Source organism: Inquilinus sp. CA228, from assembly GCF_052078665.1.
Taxonomy (GTDB): domain Bacteria; phylum Pseudomonadota; class Alphaproteobacteria; order DSM-16000; family Inquilinaceae; genus Inquilinus.
Genome location: NZ_JBQJIK010000029.1, coordinates 19203 through 39626, shown reverse-complemented (window position 1 = coordinate 39626; position 20424 = coordinate 19203). Strand labels below are relative to the sequence as shown.

General features: G+C 71.0%; 16 protein-coding genes. 15 read left to right on the top strand and 1 reads right to left on the bottom strand.

The genetic code is table 11. The features are described 5' to 3' along the window. Window positions 1-180: 180 nt before the first annotated feature. The 11 genes from tssA to ACTOWL_RS16190 all read left to right on the top strand — a co-directional run bounded on the left by tssA (window position 181) and on the right by ACTOWL_RS16190 (window position 14831). A complete protein-coding gene (gene tssA, locus ACTOWL_RS16240) occupies window positions 181-1164 on the top strand; it encodes a type VI secretion system protein TssA (protein ID WP_441322290.1) in 984 nt (327 codons plus the stop codon). Window positions 1165-1200: 36 nt separating this feature from the next. After that, the gene (gene tssB / locus ACTOWL_RS16235; protein ID WP_441322289.1) at window positions 1201-1767 is read left to right on the top strand and encodes a type VI secretion system contractile sheath small subunit; all 567 of its coding nucleotides are present in this window, start codon (window positions 1201-1203) and stop codon (window positions 1765-1767) included. A gap of 2 nt (window positions 1768-1769) precedes the next feature. Further along, window positions 1770-3272 carry a type VI secretion system contractile sheath large subunit gene (tssC, locus tag ACTOWL_RS16230; protein ID WP_441322288.1) on the top strand — a complete coding sequence of 501 codons (1503 nt, stop codon included), beginning with the start codon at window positions 1770-1772 and terminating at the stop codon, window positions 3270-3272. Between the two features lie 103 nt (window positions 3273-3375). After that, the gene (locus tag ACTOWL_RS16225; RefSeq protein ID WP_441322287.1) at window positions 3376-3909 is read left to right on the top strand and encodes a type VI secretion system tube protein Hcp; all 534 of its coding nucleotides are present in this window, start codon (window positions 3376-3378) and stop codon (window positions 3907-3909) included. Window positions 3910-3976: 67 nt separating this feature from the next. Continuing rightward, window positions 3977-4483: a type VI secretion system baseplate subunit TssE gene (gene tssE, locus ACTOWL_RS16220; protein WP_441322286.1), complete on the top strand. Its 507-nt coding sequence runs from the start codon at window positions 3977-3979 to the stop codon at window positions 4481-4483. Then, window positions 4483-6369 carry a type VI secretion system baseplate subunit TssF gene (gene tssF, locus ACTOWL_RS16215; protein ID WP_441322285.1) on the top strand — a complete coding sequence of 629 codons (1887 nt, stop codon included), beginning with the start codon at window positions 4483-4485 and terminating at the stop codon, window positions 6367-6369. The genes tssE and tssF overlap by 1 nt, the downstream gene beginning before the upstream one ends. Continuing rightward, on the top strand, window positions 6333-7424 hold the full coding sequence (tssG, locus tag ACTOWL_RS16210) for a type VI secretion system baseplate subunit TssG (protein WP_441322284.1): 1092 nt from the start codon (window positions 6333-6335) through the stop codon (window positions 7422-7424). Before tssF ends, tssG begins: the two co-directional genes overlap by 37 nt. Next, complete coding sequence (gene tssH / locus ACTOWL_RS16205) at window positions 7424-10072, top strand: type VI secretion system ATPase TssH (RefSeq protein ID WP_441322283.1); 2649 nt, start codon at window positions 7424-7426, stop codon at window positions 10070-10072. The genes tssG and tssH overlap by 1 nt, the downstream gene beginning before the upstream one ends. A gap of 20 nt (window positions 10073-10092) precedes the next feature. Then, complete coding sequence (locus ACTOWL_RS16200) at window positions 10093-12177, top strand: type VI secretion system Vgr family protein (RefSeq protein ID WP_441322282.1); 2085 nt, start codon at window positions 10093-10095, stop codon at window positions 12175-12177. Between the two features lie 9 nt (window positions 12178-12186). Further along, window positions 12187-13467 (top strand): ImcF-related family protein, encoded by a 1281-nt coding sequence (locus tag ACTOWL_RS16195; RefSeq protein ID WP_441322281.1) that lies wholly within the window; start codon window positions 12187-12189, stop codon window positions 13465-13467. Next, a complete protein-coding gene (locus tag ACTOWL_RS16190; protein WP_441322280.1) occupies window positions 13467-14831 on the top strand; it encodes a peptidoglycan DD-metalloendopeptidase family protein in 1365 nt (454 codons plus the stop codon). The genes ACTOWL_RS16195 and ACTOWL_RS16190 overlap by 1 nt, the downstream gene beginning before the upstream one ends. A 55-nt stretch (window positions 14832-14886) precedes the next feature. On the opposite strand, the gene ACTOWL_RS16185 is transcribed toward ACTOWL_RS16190, so the two are convergent. Next, window positions 14887-15498, bottom strand: coding sequence for a hypothetical protein (locus ACTOWL_RS16185; protein WP_441322279.1), 612 nt, complete (start codon window positions 15496-15498; stop codon window positions 14887-14889). 185 nt (window positions 15499-15683) lie between these two features. Here ACTOWL_RS16185 and ACTOWL_RS16180 point away from each other — a divergent pair, with 185 nt between their 5' ends. From ACTOWL_RS16180 to ACTOWL_RS16165, 4 genes are read left to right on the top strand one after another with little or no spacing between them, the layout of a single operon-like run. Next, a complete protein-coding gene (locus ACTOWL_RS16180) occupies window positions 15684-16196 on the top strand; it encodes a hypothetical protein (protein ID WP_441322278.1) in 513 nt (170 codons plus the stop codon). 8 nt (window positions 16197-16204) lie between these two features. Next, window positions 16205-17683 (top strand): protein kinase domain-containing protein, encoded by a 1479-nt coding sequence (locus ACTOWL_RS16175; RefSeq protein WP_441322277.1) that lies wholly within the window; start codon window positions 16205-16207, stop codon window positions 17681-17683. Beyond that, window positions 17680-19698, top strand: a complete 2019-nt coding sequence (locus ACTOWL_RS16170) for a vWA domain-containing protein (protein WP_441322276.1) — start codon at window positions 17680-17682, stop codon at window positions 19696-19698. Before ACTOWL_RS16175 ends, ACTOWL_RS16170 begins: the two co-directional genes overlap by 4 nt. Then, complete coding sequence (locus ACTOWL_RS16165) at window positions 19695-20423, top strand: ABC transporter ATP-binding protein (protein ID WP_441322275.1); 729 nt, start codon at window positions 19695-19697, stop codon at window positions 20421-20423. The genes ACTOWL_RS16170 and ACTOWL_RS16165 overlap by 4 nt, the downstream gene beginning before the upstream one ends. The last annotated feature ends 1 nt before the right edge of the window (window position 20424 follow it).

Sequence of the window (20424 nt, the reverse complement as noted above, 5' to 3'; positions counted from 1 at the left end):
GATCGGGATGCGGCGAGCCTGTCGCAACATGCCCGCATATCAATCGCGCATGCAGTACGGCGCCGCGGCTTCGCTAGATTTCTGAAATCGAACGACCGCCCCTTCCCCCGGATCTTCTTGCCTTTACTGCCGGGACCCAGAGGTGGCGCAAACCGGAAAGCCGTAGTGACGGACATGGTCATGCTCGACGCAGATCATCTGCTGAAGCCGGTCGACGACAGCGACGCGTGCGGCGAGGCCCTCGATTACGATCTGGGGTTCCTCGAGCTCGAGATGGCGTCGCAGGGCAAGCCGGGCCAGCAGATCGGCGATGCCGTGGTGGCCGAGGAGCCCCCGGACTGGCGCGAGGTCTGGCGCCTGGGCCTGGACCTCGCCGGCCGCAGCAAGGACCTGCGCATCGGCGTGCTGCTGGCGCGCTCGGCCCTCAACCAATCCGGCTTCACCGGCCTGCGCGGGGGGCTCGAGCTGCTCGCCGGCTATGTCGAACAGTTCTGGCCGGACCTGCATCCGCGGCCGGATGCGGAGGATGGCGACGACCAGACCGTGCGCCTCAACACCCTGGCCAATCTCTGCGATCCGGCCGGGCTGATGGCGGAGATCCGCCTGGTTCCCCTGACCGCGTCGCGGCAGTTCGGGAACTTCACGCTGCGCGACTGCATCGAGGCGCAGCGGCCCGGCGAGATCGACCTCGCGGCGGTCGAGCGCGCCTTCGGCGACACCGATCCCGGCCAGCTCGACCGGGCCGGCGCCGATCTCGACGCCGCCCTGGCCGCCGCGATCCGCCTGGATGCCGGCATCAAGCAGCGCGTCGACATCACCGAGGCGGTCCGCCTCGATACGCTGATCGCCCTGCTGCGCCAGGCCAAGGAGCTGGTCGACGCCCACCGGCCCAGCGCCGCGCCGGCCGCAGCGGCGCCTGAGGGCGCGGCGGCCCCCGTTGCCCTGACCGGCGAGATCCGCGACCGCAACGACGTCATCGGCTCGCTCGACCGGATCTGCCGCTGGTACCGGGCGAACGAGCCGGCCAGCCCGGTGCCGGCCCTGCTGGAACGGGCGAAGCGGCTGGTCTCCAAGGACTTCATGGCTCTGCTCCTGGAGCTCGCGCCGGAGGGCGCCGCCCATTACCGCTCGATCGCCGGCCTGGCGGCCGACGAGAGCCCCTGACGACCGGAGCCGCCCCACACAAGGAGAATTGAAGAGATGGCAAAGGCCAGCAGTCAAAAATTCATCGCGCGCAACCGGGCGCCCCGGGTCCAGATCGAATACGACGTCGAGACCTACGGCTCGAACAAGAAGGTCCAGTTGCCCTTCGTCGTCGGCGTCATGTCCGACCTCGCCGGCAACCCGACCGAGGCGCTGCCCCCGGTGGCCGAACGCAAGATGATGGAGATCGACATCGACAATTTCGATGATCGGCTCCGGTCCCTGAAGCCGCGGGTGGCGCTGCGGGTGCCGAACCGGCTGACCGGCGAAGGCCAGCTCTCGGTCGACCTGACCTTCGAGAGCATGGACGATTTCTCGCCGGCGGCGGTGGCCCGCAAGGTCGACAGCCTGAACCGGCTGCTCGAGGCGCGGACGCAGCTGTCCAACCTCTTGACCTACATGGACGGCAAGAACGGCGCCGAGGAGCTGGTCGCCCGGCTGCTGGCCGACCCGGCGCTGCTCAGCGCCCTCGGCCACGCGCCCAAGCCCGAAGCCCCCCAGGATCAGCCCAAGGATCAGACGGACGCGCTTCCGTCCCCGGCCCCAGAGACGGAGGAGAACTGACCATGTCGTCCGCAGTCACCAGGTCCGCCGAGGCGCAGGCCGCCCCGGCCACCACGGTCGATCCCGGCGATTTCGCCAGCCTGCTGCAGCGCGAGTTCCGCACCCGCTCGGACCAGGCCCAGGAGGCGGTGGAGACCGCCGTCCGGACCCTGGCCGAGCAGGCCCTGCGCGACACCTCGGTGATCAGCGACGACGTCGTCGACACCATCCAGTCGATCATCGCGTCGATCGACGAGAAGCTGTCGGCGCAGATCAACGAGATCCTGCACCATGAGGAGTTCCAGGCGCTGGAATCGGCGTGGCGCGGCCTGCATCACCTGGTCTTCAACACCGAGACCGACGAAACGCTGAAGATCCGCGTCTTCCCGATCTCGAAGAAGGAGCTGTCCCGCAACCTGCGCAAGTACAAGGGCATCGCCTGGGACCAGAGCCCGCTGTTCAAGAAGATCTATGAGGAGGAGTACGGCCAGATCGGCGGCGAGCCCTATGGCTGCCTGATCGGCGACTATTACTTCGACCATACCCCGCCGGATGTCGAGCTGCTGTCGGCGGTGTCGCAGATCGCGGCGGCCAGCCACGCGCCGTTCATCTCGGCCGCCTCGCCGCATCTGCTGCAGATGGACTCGTGGCGCGAGCTGGCCAATCCGCGCGACATCACCAAGATCTTCCTGACGCCGGAGCATGCGGCCTGGCGATCGTTCCGCGACGGCGAGAACTCCCGCTACGTGGCGCTGACCATGCCGCGCACCCTGGGGCGCCTGCCCTACGGCGCCAAGATCAACCCGGTCGACGAGTTCGCCTTCGAGGAGGAGTCGGACGGCGGCGACAGCTCCAAGTATCTGTGGACCAACGCCGCTTACGCCATGGGCGTGAACATCACCCGATCGTTCAAGCTGTATGGCTGGCTGTCGCGGATCCGCGGCGTCGAATCCGGTGGCTTGGTCGAGGACCTGCCGGTCCACACCTTCCCGAGCGACGACGGCGGCGTCGACCTGAAATGCCCGACCGAGATCGCGATCAGCGACCGGCGCGAAGCCGAGCTGTCCAAGAACGGCATGCTGCCGCTGCTGCACCGCAAGAACACCGATCTCGGCGTCTTCATCGGCGCCCAGACCGTCAACAAGCCGATCAAGTACGAGGACCCGGACGCCTCGGCGAATGCCGAGCTGAGCGCCCGGCTGCCCTACATCTTCGCGACCTGCCGCTTCGCCCATTACCTGAAGTGCATGGTCCGCGACAAGATCGGCACGTTCAAGGAGCGGCACGAGGTCGAGGAGTGGCTCAACCAGTGGATCCAGGGCTACGTCCACCCCTCGCCTGAGCTGGGCAGCGAGGAGAGCAAGGCGCAGCAGCCGCTGTCCTCGGCCGAGGTCAAGGTCGAGGAGGTCGCGGACAACCCCGGCTACTACACCGCCCGGTTCTACCTGCGGCCGCATTACCAGCTCGAGGGCCTGACCATCTCGCTGCGGCTGGTGTCGCGCCTGCCGTCGGCCCGCAAGGCCTGACAGACCGTCCGCTCGATCGGCGGAAGGAGGTCGCATGCGGCACAGCTGATCGCCCCCGACAGACTCCAACCCATTCCAAACCACCAGATGAAGGAAGACGAACATGGCGTTCGACGCGGTCATGGTGTTCACAGCAGCGTCCAAGGACGGCATTCAGCCCAAGGGCGAATCCCTGATCCTGAAGGACGGCATCACCCTTGCCGATGAATGGAGCTTCTCGCTCGAGAACAAGCTCAACATCGGCCCGCACACCAGCGGCGCCGGATCCGGCAAGGCCGAGTTCGAGGTCTTCACCGTCAAGAAGCAGGTCGATACCGCCTCGCCCCACCTGTACGTGGCCTGCGGCCGCGGCGCCCATTTCAGCAATGTCGACCTGAAGCTGTTCAAGGCGACCGGCTCCGGCACCGGCACGTCCGGCACCAACCTGTTCCTGCACTGGACCTTCAACATGCTGGCCGTGGAGAAGGTCGAGTGGTCCTACGCCGAGGAGTCGCCGGAGGAGACGGTCACCTTCCGGTTCGGCGCCTGCAAGGTCATCTACTACAAGCAGAACGACAAGGGTGCCCTGACGAAGCAGGGCGAGGGCATCTGGAACCAGATCGCCAACAGCACCGACTTCACCAAGCTCGTCGCCTGACGGCGTCGCGACCGGCCGGTGCCCCGGCCGGTCGCTCTTCCCTCGTCCATCCCCACCCAGGTGAATCATGGCCAGAGCTGTCAAGCGGGACCTGGTCCAGCCGTCGCTTCTCGACCGGCTGACCGACGACCAGCCGCGCAGCGCGACCGAGGCGCAGGACCGGCGCAGCTTCTCGGTGCGCCAGCTGCGGGAGGTGATCCTGCGCGACATCTCGTGGCTCTTGAACACCAATCAGCTGGCCGCCACCGTGGACCTGCAGGCCTATCCCCATGTCGCCGCCAGCACGCTGAACTACGGCATCTGGCCGCTGGGCGGGCACATCCGCGAAGGCGTCGACGCCAGCGCCCTGCGGCAGGAGATCGTCGCCAGCCTGCACCGCTTCGAGCCGCGGCTGTTGCCCGACAGCCTGAGGGTCACGGCGATCGAGGACGGGCAGGACATCGGCTCGCTCCATTTCAGGATCGAGGCCGATCTCTGGGCGCATCCGGTGCCGCTGCGGATGGTGATGCGCACCGAGGTCGACCGCGAGCTCGATGTCGTCCGCGTCGTCGAGATGCGCGCGGAGGCCAGCTGATGGATCCCCGGCTGCTGCGCCTCTACAATGACGAGCTGGCCTATATGCGCGACATGGGCGCCGAGTTCGCGCGCTCCTTCCCCAAGGTCGCCGGCCGGCTCGGCATGGAGACGACCGAGGTCGCCGACCCCTATGTCGAGCGGCTGCTGGAAGGCTTCGCCTTCATGGCGGCGCGGGTGCAGTTGAAGCTGCAGTCGCGCTTCCCGGATTTCACCCAGCATCTGCTCGAGCTGGTCTATCCGCATTTCCTGCCGCCGGTGCCGTCGATGTCGATCGTCCGGTTCGAGCCGGACCCGGAGGCCGGGCGTCTGGAGAACGGCTACCTGGTGCCGCGCGGGACCAAGCTGTTGAGCCAGCTCGCGCCGGGTGCGGTCACCCATTGCGAGTTCCGCACTGCCCATGACGTCCAGCTGTGGCCGATCGTGGTCAGCGGGGTCGACTATTATGCGACGCCGGGGCAGCTCTCGGCCCTGCACCTGCCCGGCCGCCAGGCGGTGAAGGCGGCGCTGCGCCTGCGGCTGCGGACCACCAACGGGCTGCCCTTCAACAAGCTGGCGCTGAAGGCGCTGACGCTGCACCTGACCGGGCCCGGCGGCATCGGCGCGATCCTGGCCGAGCAGCTGGTCGCCGACACCCGCGCCATCGTCGCCCGGCCGCTGAGCCGGCCCGTGCCCTGGCAGGAGACGATCCCGCGGCAGGCGCTGCGGCAGGTCGGGCTGGAGCCGGGCTCGTCGCTGCTGCCCGAGGTGCCGCGATCCTTCGACGGCTACCGCCTGCTGCAGGAATACTTCGCCCTGGCCGACCGGACCCTGTTCGTCGAGCTCGGCGGGCTGGCCGATGCCGTGGCGCTGTCGACCACCGAGGAGCTCGAGATCGTGTTCGCGCTCGGCCGCGCCGAGCCGCGGCTGGAGCGCCATCTCGGGCCGCAGAACATCGCCCTGTTCGCGACCCCGGCGATCAACCTGTTCGAACGTCAGGCCGATCGGATCCATGTCAGCGACAAGCAATACGAGCACCATGTGGTGGTCGACCGGATCCGGCCGCTCGACATCGAGCTGCACTCGATCCTGGAGATGAGCGGCGAGGGCGAGAGCGGCGACGCGGCCCCGATGCCGTTCCTGCCCTTCTACAGCATCCATGAGCATGGCCGGCGCGAGCAGCATTCCAGCTATTACACGGTGCGGCGCGAGCAGCGCCTGCTGTCCGAGCACCAGCGCCTGCACGGCACCCGCACCGGCTATATCGGCAGCGAGACCTTCGTCTCGCTGGTCGACCGCCAGGCCGCCCCCTATTCGGCCGATCTGCGCCAACTGTCACTGCGCTGCCTGTGCTCGAACCGGGACCTGCCGCTACTGCTGCCGATCGGCCGGGGCGAGACCGACTTCACGCTCGAGATCGGCGCCCCGGTGACCAGCGTCCGGTGCCTGTCGCTGCCGAGCCGGCCGCGGCCGTCCTTCGCCAATGGCGACATCGCCTGGAAGCTGATCAGCCACCTGTCGCTGAACTACCTGTCGATCACCAATTCCGACCGGCCCGACCACCAGGGCGCCGAGGCGCTGCGCGAGCTGCTGCGCCTCTATGTCGATCCGGACGACGCCTCCGCCACACGGCAGATCGACGGCATCCGGGAGGTCCGGTCCAAGGCCGTGGTCCGGCGCCTGCCCGGCGGCGGGCAGGCCGCGGTGGCGCGCGGGATCGAGATCGGCGTCACCCTGGACGAGGCCGCCTTCGAAGGCGTCGGCACCTTCCCGCTGGCCTCGGTGCTGAACCTGTTCTTCGCCAAGTACGTCTCGATCAACGGCTTCACCGAGATGGTGCTGTCGACCCTGCAGCGCGGGGAGGTGATGCGATGGCCGCCGATGATCGGCCGCCGGGCGGTGGTCTGATGCCGGACGCCCTCAACAGCTTCTTCGGCGCGGTCGCGGCCGAGCCACACGACTTCGACGTCTTCCAGACGCTGCGGCGGATCGATGCCCTCAGCCCGGATCGCCCGCGGCTGGGGGAATCGAGCCGGCCGGGATCGGACCCGGTGCGGATCGGGCAGCAGCCGGCCCTGGCCTTCCCGACCCGGCCGATCGCGGGGCTGACCGAGCCCGAGGAGGAGGACGGCCCCGCCCGGCTCGCCACCTATGTCTTCGGGCTGTTCGGATCGAACGGCCCGCTGCCGCTGCACCTGACCGAATACGCCCAGATGCGGCAGCACAACGCCGGCGACGAGACGCTGGTCCGCTTCGCCGACATCTTCCATCACCGCATGGCCTCGCTGTTCTTCCGCGCCTGGGCGGAGAGCGAGCCGACGGTGAGCCACGACCGGCCGCAGCAGGACCGCTTTGCCCTGCAGCTCGGCGCCCTCGCCGGCCTCGGCATGGAGTCGCTGCAGGACCGGGACGCCATGCCCGACCTGGCCAAGGTCCATTTCACCGGGCGGCTCGCCTCGCACACCCGCAATGCCGAGGGGCTGGGCGCGATCCTGGCCAGCTTCTTCGCGGCGCCGGTCGAGATCCGCGAATTCGTGCCGAAATGGGTGCAGCTGCCGCGCGACGCGCTGTGCCTCCTCGGCCGCGACCCGGGCACCGGCACGCTGGGCAGCACCGCCACCGCCGGCGCCCGGATCCGGGTCTATCATCATCGGTTCCGCATCGTCATCGGCCCGCTGGAGCTGGCCCAGTACGAGCGGCTGCTGCCCGGCGCCCCCGGCCTCGACAAGATGGCCCAGACCGTCCGCAACTACCTCGGCGACGAGCTGGACTGGGAGGTCAACCTGGTCCTGCGCCGCGACGAGGTGCCGGCGGTCCGGCTGGGCCGCAGCGGCCGGCTGGGCTGGACCGGCTGGATGGGCAAGCGCAGATCGCGCCGCCACGCCGACGACCTGACGACGACCCCGCCCCGTCCCGGCCCGACGGACGCGGCAACCCCTGAAACAGCCTCGTGGAGTCCGTGATGACGGGCATCAGCCGCCGGAACCTGTTCAGCAAGCTGAACGCGCCCTGCTACGCCGCGATCGAGAGCGCCACGGCGTTCTGCAAGCTGCGCGGCAACGCCTATGTCGAGCTGGTCCACTGGCTGCACCAGTTGAACGAGGTCGCCGATTCCGATTTCGGGCGGATCCTGCGCAGCTTCGGCGTCGATCCGGGCATCCTCGCCCGCGACCTGACCCGGGCGCTCGACAAGCTGCCGCGGGGCGCCACCGCCGTCTCCGACCTGTCGCAGCATATCGAGGACGCGACCCAGGAGGCCTGGCTGGTCGCGACCCTGGCCTTCGGCGACGACCGCATCCGCTCCGGCCATCTGCTCTATGGCTGCCTGTCGAGCCGCCCGCTCAGCCAGGTCCTGCTCGCGATCTCGCCCGAATTCGGCAAGCTGGCGCTGGACCGGCTGCGCGACGGCTTCGAGGCCATCACCCGCGGCTCGCCCGAGGCCACGGCCGCGCAGGCGCCGCTGGAGACGGCGGACGGAACCTCGCCCTCGTCTGCGCCGGGCAGTCGCGGCGGCGCCCTGGCGCGCTACACCGTGGACCTGACCGCGAGCGCCAGGGCCGGCAAGCTCGACCCGGTGATCGGCCGCGACCCCGAGATCCGGCAGATCATCGACGTGCTGATGCGGCGGCGGCAGAACAACCCGATCCTGACCGGCGAGGCCGGCGTCGGCAAGACCGCCATCGTCGAGGGCCTGGCCCTGCGCATCGTCGCCGGCGAGGTGCCGGCGCCGCTGCGCGACGTCGCCCTGCACGCGCTCGATCTCGGCCTGCTGCAGGCCGGCGCCGGGGTGAAGGGCGAGTTCGAGCAGCGCCTGCGCGACGTCATCGCCGAGGTCCAGGCGGCGCCGCATCCGGTGATCATGTTCATCGACGAGGCGCACACGCTGATCGGCGCCGGCGGCCAGGAAGGCACCGGCGACGCCGCCAACATGCTGAAGCCCGCTTTGGCCCGCGGCACACTGCGGACCATCGGCGCCACCACCTGGGCCGAGTACAAGCGCTACATCGAGAAGGACCCGGCGCTGAGCCGGCGCTTCCAGGCCATCCCGGTGGCCGAGCCGGACGAGCCGAAGGCCGTCACCATGATGCGCCGCATGGTGCGGACGCTGGAGGCGCATCACGGCGTCGAGATCCTGGACGAGGCGGTGGAGGCCGCGGTGGCGCTGTCGCGGCGCTACATCCCCGCCCGCCAGCTGCCGGACAAGTCGCTGAGCCTGCTGGACACCGCCTGCGCCCGGGTCGCCGTCAGCCGCCACGCCCGCCCCGACCGGCTGGAGCATGAGCGGCAGCGGATCGACGCCCTGACGCTGGAGCTGGAGATGCTCGGCCGCGAGGAGGCCGATGGCGGCGATGTCGGCGAGCGCCGGGCGGAGGCGGAACAGGCGCTTGAAGAGGCGAAGCAGGAGGCGGCGCGGCTCGACGTCCGCTGGCAGGCCGAGCGCAGCCTGGTCGAGGAGATCCAGCGGGCCCGCGCCGCGCTGCGCGCCGACGGCGACGCCGATCCGGCCGAGCTGCGCCGGCTCGACGGCGAATGGCGCGAGATCCAGGAAGAGGCGCCGCTGGTGCTCGACCGGGTCGACCGCAACGCGGTGGCGGCCGTGGTGCAGGACTGGACCGGCATCCCGGTCGGCCGCCTGCTGAAGGACGAGGCCACCACCCTGCTGTCCCTCGCCGAGGCCCTGGGCCGGCGCGTCGTCGGCCAGGACCACGCCATGGAGGCGATCGCCCAGCGGGTGCAGACCAGCCGCGCCGGCCTGGACGATCCCGCCAAGCCGATCGGCGTCTTCCTGCTGTGCGGCCCGTCCGGCGTCGGCAAGACCGAGACGGCGCTGGCGCTGGCCGAGACCCTGCTGGGCGGCGAGAGCAACCTGATCACCATCAACATGAGCGAGTTCCAGGAGGCGCACACGGTCTCGTCGCTCAAGGGCGCCCCGCCCGGCTATGTCGGCTACGGTCAGGGCGGCGTGCTGACCGAGGCGGTGCGCCGACGGCCGCATGCGGTGATCCTGCTCGACGAGATCGAGAAGGCGCATCCGGACGTCCACGAGATCTTCTTCCAGGTCTTCGACAAGGGCGTGATGGAGGATGGCGAGGGCCGCAAGATCGACTTCCGCAACACGTTGATCCTGCTGACCTCGAATGTCGGCGGCGAGGCGATCGCCAGGCTGTGCGCCGCCGAGGCGCGGCCGGAGCCGGAGGTGCTGGAGAGCGCGCTGCACCGCCCGCTGCGCGAGGTCTTCCCGCCGGCCCTGCTGGGCCGCATGACGCTGGTGCCCTATTACGCGCTGAGCGACGGCATGCTGGACCGCATCGTGCGCCTGCGGCTGGAGCGCATCGCCGACCGGATGATGCAGGCGCACAAGGTGCCGCTGACCTGCGACGACGCCGTGGCCGAGCTGATTGCCCGGCGCGCCCGCCAGGTCGACAGCGGCGGGCGCATGGTCGACGCCATCCTGACCAGCACGCTGCTGCCGGCGGTCAGCCGGCACATCCTGGCCGAGCAGCGGGACGGCCGGTCGGTCGGCGCGCTGCACATCGGCGTCCGGGACGAGGCCTTCCACTACCAGTTCGACGGCGGCCTCCCGGCCGCATCCCTGCAGCCCAGCGACTAGGCGAGCCCGGCGGAACCATCATGCCCCTGTCGACGATCGAAAGCCTGCTGACGCACAACCGCTTCGCGGCGGTGACCTCGGCCGCATTCCAGCTGAACGAGGTCTATCTCCGGCGGCTCAGAGGCACCGAGCGACTGGGCGAGCCTTTCCTCTACGAGGTGACGCTCGCCAGCCCCGACCCGATCCAGACCTTCGCCAAGGTCCCCGGCCAGAGCCTGACCGTCGGCCTCAAGCTCAAGGGCACGGCGACGCGCTACTTCCACGGCATCGTCACCCGGTTCCAGTATCTCGGCCTGGACGACACCGAGCGCCTCAACTACGTGGCGGAGGTGCGGCCCTGGCTGTCGCTGCTCGACTATCGTCGCAACAGCCGGATCTTCCAGAACAAGACCAGCCTCGAGATCATCACCCAGATTTTCCGGGAGCATAAAGGCAACTTCAAGGGCCGGCCCACCGGGCGGCTTCCGCGACGCCCCTATTGCGTCCAGTACGACGAGACCGACCTGGCTTTCGTCAGCCGGCTGATGGAGCAGGACGGCATCTACTATTACTTCGAGCATACGGAGAACCGGCACGATCTGGTGCTGGTCGACGACGCCTCGAGCCACAAGGCCTGCACGCCGCAGGTGGTGGAGACCCACCACAACCTGCGGCCGGCCCGGAACCTGCACCAGGAGGACCTGATCCTGCGCTGGGAGGAGGTGGTGTCGATGCAGCCGGACAAGGTCGTCCTCAACGACTACGACCACGAGCAGCCGAGGGCGAATCTCGAGGCCGTGGCACGAGTCCCGTCCGTGAAGGTCGGCGGCATCCCGCCACGCAAGACCCTGGCCGGCGGCGCCTCCCGGCGTCCCGGCGGCGCGCCGGTCGCGCCGGTGACAGCGGTGAAGACGACGACGGCCGTGGGCGCCTCGCCGATGCAGGAGACCTTCCTCTATCCGGGCCGCTACATCGAGAAGAAGGACGGCGATTTCTACGCCGCGATCCGGGCCGAGGAGCTGGGCTGCAACGCCTATCGGGCGCGGGTCGAGAGCACGGCGCGGCAGATCACGACCGGATCGATCTTCACGGCGGCGAACCCGTTCTACTACGGCGACGTCGATTCCCGCCCCAAGCCCACCGAGAAGTTTCTGGCGGTGGGCAACGAGTTCACAGTCGTCGGCGAGGTCGGAGAGGTCGGCGGTGCCGGGGAGAACGCCGTCGACGCGAAGGGCGACCGCTTCCTCTACCGCAGCATGGTCGAGATCATTCCCGCGACCACCCAGTACCGCCCGCAGCGCCGCACGCCGGCGCCGGTGATCCAGGGGCCGCAGACCGCCGTCGTCGTCGGCCCCAAGGCCGACACGATCACCACCGACAAGCTCGGCCGCATCAAGGTCCAGTTCTTCTGGGACCGCGAGGGCAACAAGGACGACAACAGCTCCTGCTGGATCCGGGTGGCCCAGAGCTGGGCCGGCAAGGGCTTCGGCGGCCTGATCATCCCGCGGATCGGCCAGGAGGTCGTGGTCGACTTCATCCACGGCAACCCGGACTGGCCGCTGGTGACCGGGGTCGTCTACAACGCCACCAACGATCCGCCCGAGACCCTGCCGGCGGGCAAGACGCGCTCGACCTTCCGGACCCACACCGACCGTGGCGCGGTCAATGCCTATAACGAGCTGCGCTTCGAGGACAAGCGGGGGCAGGAGGAGGTCTATCTCAAGGCGCAGAAAGACCACAATGTCGAGGTCGGCGACGTCTATTCCATCGACGTCAAGACGCAGTACGTCCTGACCTCGTCCCCCACCGCGATGGCGCCGGGGCAGGCCGCGGCGACGCCCGGAACCAGCCGCATCGAGGTCACCCCCGACAAGATCCGCTTCGTGGTGACGGGGGTGACCGGCCCGCAGATCATCGAGATCAGCGCCACCGGCATCGCCATGATCGGCACCACGATCGGCATGATGGCCAGGCCCCCCCGTGCCGGCGCCATCGTCTCGATGCCGCCGGCGCTTCCGGCCCCGCCCACCCCGGCGCTGATCCAGGCCCTGACCGCGGCGGGGCTGCCGCCGCCCGTCCCCGAATTGCCGACGCCGCCGTCGTCGCCGAAGCTGGCGCCGGTGTGACCGCGGGCCGTGAATACCCCCCGCCGCCTGGCCCGCATCGCGGGCTGCATCCTGGCCGCGGCCCTGCTGGCCGGCCTGGCGGCGATCCACGTCTCGAACCATCGCGTCGCCGACCGGGCGCGCGCCGCGATCGAGACTGCGCAGGCGGCGACGCCCGCCCCTGACGCGGCACCGGACGAGCCAGCGGCGGCGCTGCCCGCCCTCGATGCGCTGGCCGCCTCGCCCCTGGCGGACCTCGCCCCCCTGCCCTGGTGGCGGCGGCTGAGCCTGAACGCCGCGCCGCTGGAGGACCTCGCCGCCGCGACCGCCGGGCTCGACCGCGAGCTGCTGCGGGATGCGTTCCTGCGCCGCCTGGCGCAGCGAATCCTGGCCCGCATCGACCGGCCGGACGTCGCCTCGGACCTCGCCTTCGACGGGCTGAAGGCGGCGCTGGCCATCGGCGGCACCGGCCCGCGGCAGGACGGGTTGATCCGGCTCTGGGCGTCGACCGACTGGTCGCTGACCGCCTCGGATCAGATGCGCCAGGCCCTGCTCGTGCAGCTCGACCGCGCCCTCGCCGCCGAACCGCGCCTCGCCCCGTCGCTGGACATGGCGGTGGTGGAGCGGATCCGCGACCGCCTGCGCGGCGAGCCGCTGTCGGCCCGGGCCTATGCGGCAATCCGCACTTCGGACGCGGCCCAGAGCCTGCCGCCGTTCCGCGCCGACCTCGTGCTCGGGGCGGACAGCTGGGCGGTGCGGCGCCGGTCGGGCGCCTCGCTCGCCGCGCCGATCCCCGGACTGCTCACCGCCGACGGCTTCCACCGGGTGGTCGTGCCGGCGCTGATGGATCTCTCCGCCTCCCTGGGCTCCGACGACTGGGTGCTCGGCGCGGCACCGTCGGCCGGCGGCGACCTGACGGCGTCGGTGCTGGCGCTCTATCTCGACGATGCGGCCCGCGCCTGGGACGGGCTGCAGGACGAGCTCGAACTGACCCCTGCCGCCGATCCGGAGACGGCGACGCGCCTCCTCGCCGCGCTGACCCGATCGCCCGGGCCGCTGCTGCGCCTCGCCGTCGCCGCCCGCCGGGCGACGCTGTTCGACCGCGGCCGGGGCGACGACGCGGCCCTCGCGGCCCTGGCCCGGAAGCTCGGAGGCCTGCGGCTGTGGACCGCCATCGACCGCCGCTATGCCTGGCTCGACGGCGTGGAGCTGCAGGGCGCCCCGCTGCTCGACGACGCCATCCGCCGCTTCGTCGACACCGCCGGCAGCATGCCGGCCGATGCCGCGGCGCCCGCCGCGGCTCTCGACTGATGCCGCGGGATCTCGTCGAGGCCGCGCCATCCGGCACCGTCGCCGGCACTGCCGGTGCCGCGTGCCTCTGCCGCCCCGAGCTCGGACTCTGGGCCGTGGTCGCGGCCGGGGGGGATCCGCGATCCCGCCGCGGCGCTCGAGGCCTGGTCGAGGCTCTCGCCGCGCTCGATGGCGCGGCTGACGAAGCGCTGCTGGCGCGCATCGTGCGGCGGAAGACCGACGTTTCGGCGGCGATCGCGCTGCTGCGGCCGCCGCATCTGCTGTGCCTGCGGCTGGGCGGCGGCAGCGCCCATCGCCTGGGCCGCGCCGGCCTCGCCCCCATCGCCACGAAGGCGCATGCCGAGCCGGTCCGCATCCGGCTCGACGCCGACGATCGCATCATCCTCGCCGCCCCGGCCATCGCCGACATCGTCGACGGGACCGCGCTGCTGCTCGAAAGGCTGCCGCCGGACGCCGCCGCCCGGCTGCTGGTGCAGCGCGCCGAGGCGGCCGGCCGGCACGGCAGCGGAGCGGTGGTGCTGGCGCTGCCCGACCGGCTGCCGACACCGGCGCAACCGGCGGAGATCCCTGCGCCGGCCCATCCCCGACCGCCGTCCCGCATCCGGCCCGTAGCCGTCAGCGCCGCGGCGGCCCTCGCTTTGTCCTTCACCGCCGTGCTCGGCCTCGCCGTCTTCCGGGATGCCTCCGAACCGACGCCGCAGCGCGAGGTCGCGCAGACGCCATCCCAGGACAGCGGGCAGGCCGCGACGGACGAGGCCGATCTGGCCGCGGCCGACCGCCGCTTCGCCCCGACCGCGCGGGCGCTCGACCGCACATTGCGGCAGCTCGGCCTGCCGCCGGTCGCGGGGGATCACGCCGCCGCGATCCGCCCGTTCTCTTCCGCCGCGATCGACGCGCAGGCCCGGGCGCTGGCCGCCCGCCTGCCCGGCTTGCCCCTCGCGGTGCCGCTGCGCGTGCCCCTGCGGCTGTCCAGCCCCTTCGGCCTGCGGGTCCATCCGGTGACCGGCGTTCCCACCCTGCATGCCGGGCTGGACCTGGTGGCGCCGGCGGGAACCCCGATCTACGCCACCGCCGACGGCCGCGTGCTGCGGGCCGGGCCGGCCGGCGGCTATGGCAACATGGTGGAGATCCAGCACGCCGACGGCCTGGTCACGCGCTACGGGCACATGCAGTCGATCGCGGTCGAGGCGGGGCAGGAGGTGACGGCGGCCACGGTGATCGGGCAGCTCGGCTCGACCGGCGTGTCGACCGGCCCGCACCTGCATTACGAGATCCGGCGCGCGGAGGAGGCGGTCGACCCGATGCCCTTCCTGCAGGCCGGGCAGGCGCTGAAGTCGATGCTCGCCGCCGTCGTCCGGAACTGAAAGGGCGGCCCGAATCCGGGCCGCCCTCCATCCTTCTCCAGAACCGAGCCGAGGCTCAGCTTGCCCCGGGTGCCGGACCGGCCGGAGGGGCGGCGGGCGCGGCGATGGGAAGGGCCTGCGCCGGCTCGAACACGCCGGTCCCGCCCACCTCGGACGGCTGCGCTTCACCGGTCTGGGTCGCCGGAACCGGCTGCCCGTCGCCGATGGTGTTGACCAGGCCGGAGACCGAGACGATCAGGCCGCTGAGATCGTTGATCGTCGACGCCTGCTCGGTCCAGCCGGCGGTCTGGTCGCCGGTGGAGATCCGGGCGCGGACCATGCCGCGCCGGACCTGGTTTTCCGCCTGCCGCAGCGCCGCATACTGCGCCTGGGTGCCGTTCTGGCCGAGATTGGCCCTGGCCTCGATCACCAGCTTCTTCAGGTAGCTGAGCCGCTGCTGCATCGTGTCCATCGCGCGGTCGAGCGTGACCCGCGACGACTGCGCCTTGCGGGCGATGACCTCGATCGGCAGCGTGGTGACGGCGACGGGCGTCGCCGGCACGCTGCCCGCGGCCTCGGGCCCCTTGCCGAAGCGGGAGAACGGCTTCGCGTCCGGCAGGCGGTCGGCGCAGGCGGCGCAGAGCAAGCCCAGACCGAGCACGATCATCGGCGACTTGAACGGAGACATCGGCAGCGCCTTCTCGAAGGTTGCGGCATGGGGGTCGCAGAAGCCCTGCATCCTGATCCCGGCATGGCCGCAGCAGAGCATGCGGAAATGACATGATCGTATCCGGGCGAAAGGCCGATCAATTCTGGCCCGCTTCCAGATAACGACGCATATTTCTGGAGAACAGCCCCGAACTGGAGGCAATTATGCCAATCGCAAAACACGCCTTTGCGGTTCTTTTCTTCCTGTTATTGACGACACCGGCCTCGATCGCCCAGCAGACCGCACCCGCTGCGGCGACACCGCCAGACCCGACCGCCCGGCCGTACTACCTGGCCGCCACCCTGACCGGAGCGTTCCGGACCGATCCCCTGCCGATCGGAGTCCTGGCCGGCGGGCGCGCTTCGGTCGTCGGCCTGGCCGGCGACTGCGTCGGCAACATCACGCCGGAACGCCCCGATGCCACCATCGATCTCGAGGACGTCCACGGCCCGGTGAATTTCTACGTGGCGGCGGGCACGGACACCGCCCTGGTGGTCCACACGCCCGCGGGACAGTGGCTGTGCACCGACGACAGTGAGGCGGGGGGCGTCAACCCGGCCATGACCCTGACCTCTCCCGGAAATGGCCGCTACGCCGTCTGGGTCGCGTCGGTCGAGGCGCCCGACCGGCCGGTGCCGGCCGTCCTGGTCGTCAGTGAGTTTCCGCCGGTCTGGTAGCCGAGGCCATGACCACCGACCCGATCCGTGCCGCCGAGGCGCCGTCGGCCGAGGAGACGCGCCTCGTCGCCCCGGCCGCACCGAGCGCCTCGGCCGCACCGAGCGTGCCGACCGCGCCGAGCGCCTCGGCCGCGCCGAACGACCCGGCCGCGGCGGCCGAAGCCGGCCCGTCGCTGGCGCCGGGCACGGTGGTCCTGCACACCTACCGCATCACCCGGCTGATCGGCCGCGGCGGCATGGGCGAGATCTACCAGGCCGAGCATTGCGACCAGCGGACGCTGCACGCGATCAAGATCATCCGGCCCGACCTGGTCGGCGACGAGTCGATCGTCAACCTGTTCCTGCGCGAGGCCGAGGCCCTGCGCAAGATCCGGCACGCGGCGATCGTCAGCTATGACGGGCTGTTCCGCGACGCCACCGGCCGGCTGCACCTGGTGATGGAGTATGTCGACGGCCCGTCGCTGCGCGACCGGCTGCGCCAAGGCCCGCTGGCACTGCACGAGATCGCGCAGCTGCGCGACCGGCTGGCCGCCGGGCTGGCCGAGGCGCATGACAAGGGCATCTATCACCGCGATCTGTCGCCCGACAACGTGATCCTCGAGCACGGCCGGCTGGAGCAGGCGAAGCTGATCGATTTCGGCATCGCCCGCTTCGCCGACCCCAGCATGCGGACCCTGGTGGGCAGCCGCTTCGCCGGCAAGCTCTCCTGGGCGTCGCCGGAGCAGATTGGCCTGTTCGGCGCCCAGGTCGACGGGCGGTCCGACATCTACAGCCTGGGCCTCGTCCTCGCCGCCGCCGCGCGCGGCCGGCCGCTGGAGATGGGCAAGACCATGATGGCCACGGTCGAGGCCCGCAAGACCACCCCCGACCTGGACGGCGTGCCGCCCGGCCTCACCACCCAGATCACCCGCATGCTGGCTCCCGATCCGCGCGACCGGCCGCAATCGATGCGCAGCCTGGTCGACGAGCCGGAGCCCGGCCGGTCCCGCTGGACCGCGCTGCTGCGGTCGCGGCCGGTCCAGGGCGCCGCCCTGCTGCTGGCCGTGGCAGCCGTTGGAGGCGGATGGTGGTGGTCCAGTTCGGACACGCCACCGGCGGCGCCCGCGCCGGCACCGCCGATGTCGGCATCACCGGTCGCGGCGCCGCCGGCAGCCGCGGCGCAGGAGCTCGACCGCCGGCAGCTGCCGCGGATCCTGGCGCTGGCGCCGGCCGAGATCTTCGCCGCCGGCCAGCGCTTCCTGACCGAGCAGCGCGATGCCGACACGGCGCTGGTGCTGTGGGAGGAGGCGTCGCGGCGCGGCAGCGGCGATGCCGCCTTCGGCCTCGCGCAGTTCTACGACCCGCAGGCCCGGAGCACCGGCCCGAACCCGTTCAGCGCCCCCAACCCCGCCAAGGCGCGGGAGTTCTACGCCTTGGCCCTGCAGCGCGGCATCGGCATCGCCCGCGCCCGGCTGCAGGCCCTCGACAACGCGGAATCAACGCGATGACGACACCCGCCTTCCGGCTCCGCCTCGCCGCCCTGCTGGCCCTGGCCTGGCTGGCCGCCTTCGGCACCCCGGCCTTCGCCCAGGATCCGGCGCCTCCAGCCGGCGCCCGCAAGCCGCTGCTGATGGAAGGCACGACCAGCCTGTGGCAGCGAGTCCTGACCCGTCCCGGCGCGCGGCCGTCCCAGGCCCTGGGCGGGCCGCCGGCCGAGGCCGAGATCCCGCCGCTGACCATGGTCTTCGTCTATGCCCGGACGGCAGGCGAGGGTGGCAACTGGCTCGAGGTCGGGGCCACCACCGGCGGCCAGACGCTGGGCTGGCTTCCCGAGGCCGAGGCGATCGACTGGAAGCAGACCCTGGTGGTCAACTTCACCAACCCGGTCAACCGCGACCGCGCCCTGTTCTTCAAGGATTCCGCGCCGCTGCTGTCGATCATGGAGGCCCCGGATGCCGACGCGCAGGCTGGCACGCTGCGCCAGGCCGCCGTTTCCGGGACGCTGCCGCCGGACAGCCCGATCGCGGCGCTCGAGCCTTCGACCTGGGTCGATCCGGCCAAGGACTTCTACCTGCTGCCGATCCTGAACTGGACCGACGGCTATTTCGCCAAGGGCTTCCCCGGCCTGGCCCTGCAGGTGGCGGCGACCTCGCTGCAGGAATCGGCCGATCCGCCGCCGCAGGCGACCGACCCGGGCAGCGCGGCGCAGGTGATGGCCGGCTACCGCGCCGGCGTCGTCTTCGTCGTCGACACCACCGTGTCGATGGATCCCTATGTGGCGCGGACGCGCGAGACCATCCGCAGCCTGATCGAGAAGCTGCATGCCGAGGAGGGCGACAGGCTGAGCCTCGGCCTGGTCGGGTTCCGCGACGTGCTCGAGGACGGCCGTCCGGACGAATACGTCGCCAAGGTCTTCGCCACCCTGTCCGACGGACTCGACCCGAAGGGCTTCCTCGACCGCTTCGACACGGCCAAGGTCTCGCACGCCGACAACCGCGACTTCCGCGAGGATTCCTTCGCCGGGGTCAAGGCCGCGCTGGACGACATCGACTGGACCGGCGTGGCCGGGCGGCTGATCGTCCTGATCACCGATGCCAGCCCGCGCCGGGCCAACGACCCCTATTCCGCCACCCATCTCGACCCCGACCAGTTGCGGCTGCTGGCCCAGTCGAAGGGCGCCGCGGTGCTGGTCATCCACCTGAAGACCGCGGCCGGCAAGGACGACCACGCCGCCGCCGAGGAGGCCTATCAGCCGCTGTCCGACTATCCCAATGTCGGCAGCCTGTACTTCCCGATCGAGCGGGGCGATCTCGGCACCTTCGGGTCGGTGATCGACCGGATTGCCGGGATCATGCTCGGCCAGATGCAGTCGGCCGCGGACGGCCAGGTGGCGGCCGCGGCGGATGCGCCTGCCGCCGCCCCTGCCGACACCAAGGCCGACGATCCGAGCCGGGAGGCGCTGGCCCGCACCGGCCTGGTCGGGCGCGCCATGCAGCTCGCCTATCTCGGCCAGAAGGAAGGCGGTCAGGTCCCCCGCCTGTTCTCGTCCTGGATCTCGGACCGCGACATCGCCAACCCGGCCCGCAAGGCGCTCGACGTGCGCGTCCTGATCACCAAGAACCAGCTGTCGGACCTGCAGACGACGCTCGGCGCCATCGTCGATGCCGGCGAGGCGACGCGGGTGGCGCCGAACGACTTCTTCCGCCAGCTGCGCAGCGCCGCCGCCACCATGGCCCGGCGGCCGGAGGGCGTCGGCCGGGAGGAGGCGCGGCACCTGGCCGATCTCGGCCTGATCGGCGAATACCTCGAGGGCCTGCCCTATCGCAGCCGGATCATGGAGCTGACCGAGGACGACTGGCTGTCCTGGAGCTTCGGCCAGCAGCGCCAGTTCCTGGACGACCTGCAGGCCAAGGTGACCCTGTACCAGCAGATCTACGACAACACCGACCTGTGGATCGCGCTCGACGGGCAGCGCAGCGGCGGCGACGCGGTCTATCCGATGCCGCTCGATGCGCTGCCATGATCGGCCCCGCCCCCGTCTACACGCTGCGCAACGTGGTGCTGCGGCGCGGCACCCGCAAAGCCGGGTTCGAGCTGAATGTCAGCAACCTGGTGGTGCCGCGCAGCGAGATCCTGTTCCTCAACGGCCAGTCCGGCTCCGGCAAGTCGACCCTGCTCGACCTGCTGGCGGGAACGCTGGCGCCGGACCGGGCGGAGACCTTCGAGCTGGCGGCGCTCGGCCGCTCGCCGCTGGATCTCGCCGCGTTGTGGCGCCGGCGGCGGCAGGATGCGCTCGCGGCCGTCCGGGCCAGCAGCATCGGCTATGTGCTGCAGACCGGCGGCCTGCTGCCCTATCTCTCGGTGGTCGAGAACATCGCCCTGACCGCCCGCCTGGCCGGGCGCTACGATTCCGGCCATGTCCACGAGCTGGCCGACCGGCTGGGCCTCAGCCGGCTGCTCGGCCTCAGGCCGGACCGGCTGTCGGTCGGCGAGCGGCAGCGGGTCGCCATCGCCCGCGCCCTGGCCCATCGGCCGGACGTCCTGCTGGCCGACGAACCCACCGCCTCGCTCGATCCGCCGACGGCCGACCGGGTCTTCGCCCTGCTGGTCGAGACGGTCGAGCGCTTCCGGACCACCGCCGTCATCGCCTCGCATGACTGGTCGCGCACGCAGGCCAGCGGGCGGCGGATCATCGGCCATGCCCTGCGCCGTGAGGACGACGTCGTGCGCGCCTATTTCTGGACCTGAG

Coding starts and splice junctions, on each gene's coding strand:
- ACTOWL_RS16175 (WP_441322277.1), top strand. CDS start 16,205: ATGACCACCGACCCGATCCGTGCCGCCGAGGCGCCGTCGGCCGAGGAG.
- ACTOWL_RS16180 (WP_441322278.1), top strand. CDS start 15,684: ATGCCAATCGCAAAACACGCCTTTGCGGTTCTTTTCTTCCTGTTATTG.
- ACTOWL_RS16170 (WP_441322276.1), top strand. CDS start 17,680: ATGACGACACCCGCCTTCCGGCTCCGCCTCGCCGCCCTGCTGGCCCTG.
- ACTOWL_RS16165 (WP_441322275.1), top strand. CDS start 19,695: ATGATCGGCCCCGCCCCCGTCTACACGCTGCGCAACGTGGTGCTGCGG.
- ACTOWL_RS16200 (WP_441322282.1), top strand. CDS start 10,093: ATGCCCCTGTCGACGATCGAAAGCCTGCTGACGCACAACCGCTTCGCG.
- tssA (WP_441322290.1), top strand. CDS start 181: ATGCTCGACGCAGATCATCTGCTGAAGCCGGTCGACGACAGCGACGCG.
- tssB (WP_441322289.1), top strand. CDS start 1,201: ATGGCAAAGGCCAGCAGTCAAAAATTCATCGCGCGCAACCGGGCGCCC.
- ACTOWL_RS16225 (WP_441322287.1), top strand. CDS start 3,376: ATGGCGTTCGACGCGGTCATGGTGTTCACAGCAGCGTCCAAGGACGGC.
- tssG (WP_441322284.1), top strand. CDS start 6,333: ATGGCCGCCGATGATCGGCCGCCGGGCGGTGGTCTGATGCCGGACGCC.
- ACTOWL_RS16185 (WP_441322279.1), bottom strand. CDS start 15,498: ATGTCTCCGTTCAAGTCGCCGATGATCGTGCTCGGTCTGGGCTTGCTC.
- tssC (WP_441322288.1), top strand. CDS start 1,770: ATGTCGTCCGCAGTCACCAGGTCCGCCGAGGCGCAGGCCGCCCCGGCC.
- tssE (WP_441322286.1), top strand. CDS start 3,977: ATGGCCAGAGCTGTCAAGCGGGACCTGGTCCAGCCGTCGCTTCTCGAC.
- ACTOWL_RS16190 (WP_441322280.1), top strand. CDS start 13,467: ATGCCGCGGGATCTCGTCGAGGCCGCGCCATCCGGCACCGTCGCCGGC.
- tssH (WP_441322283.1), top strand. CDS start 7,424: ATGACGGGCATCAGCCGCCGGAACCTGTTCAGCAAGCTGAACGCGCCC.
- tssF (WP_441322285.1), top strand. CDS start 4,483: ATGGATCCCCGGCTGCTGCGCCTCTACAATGACGAGCTGGCCTATATG.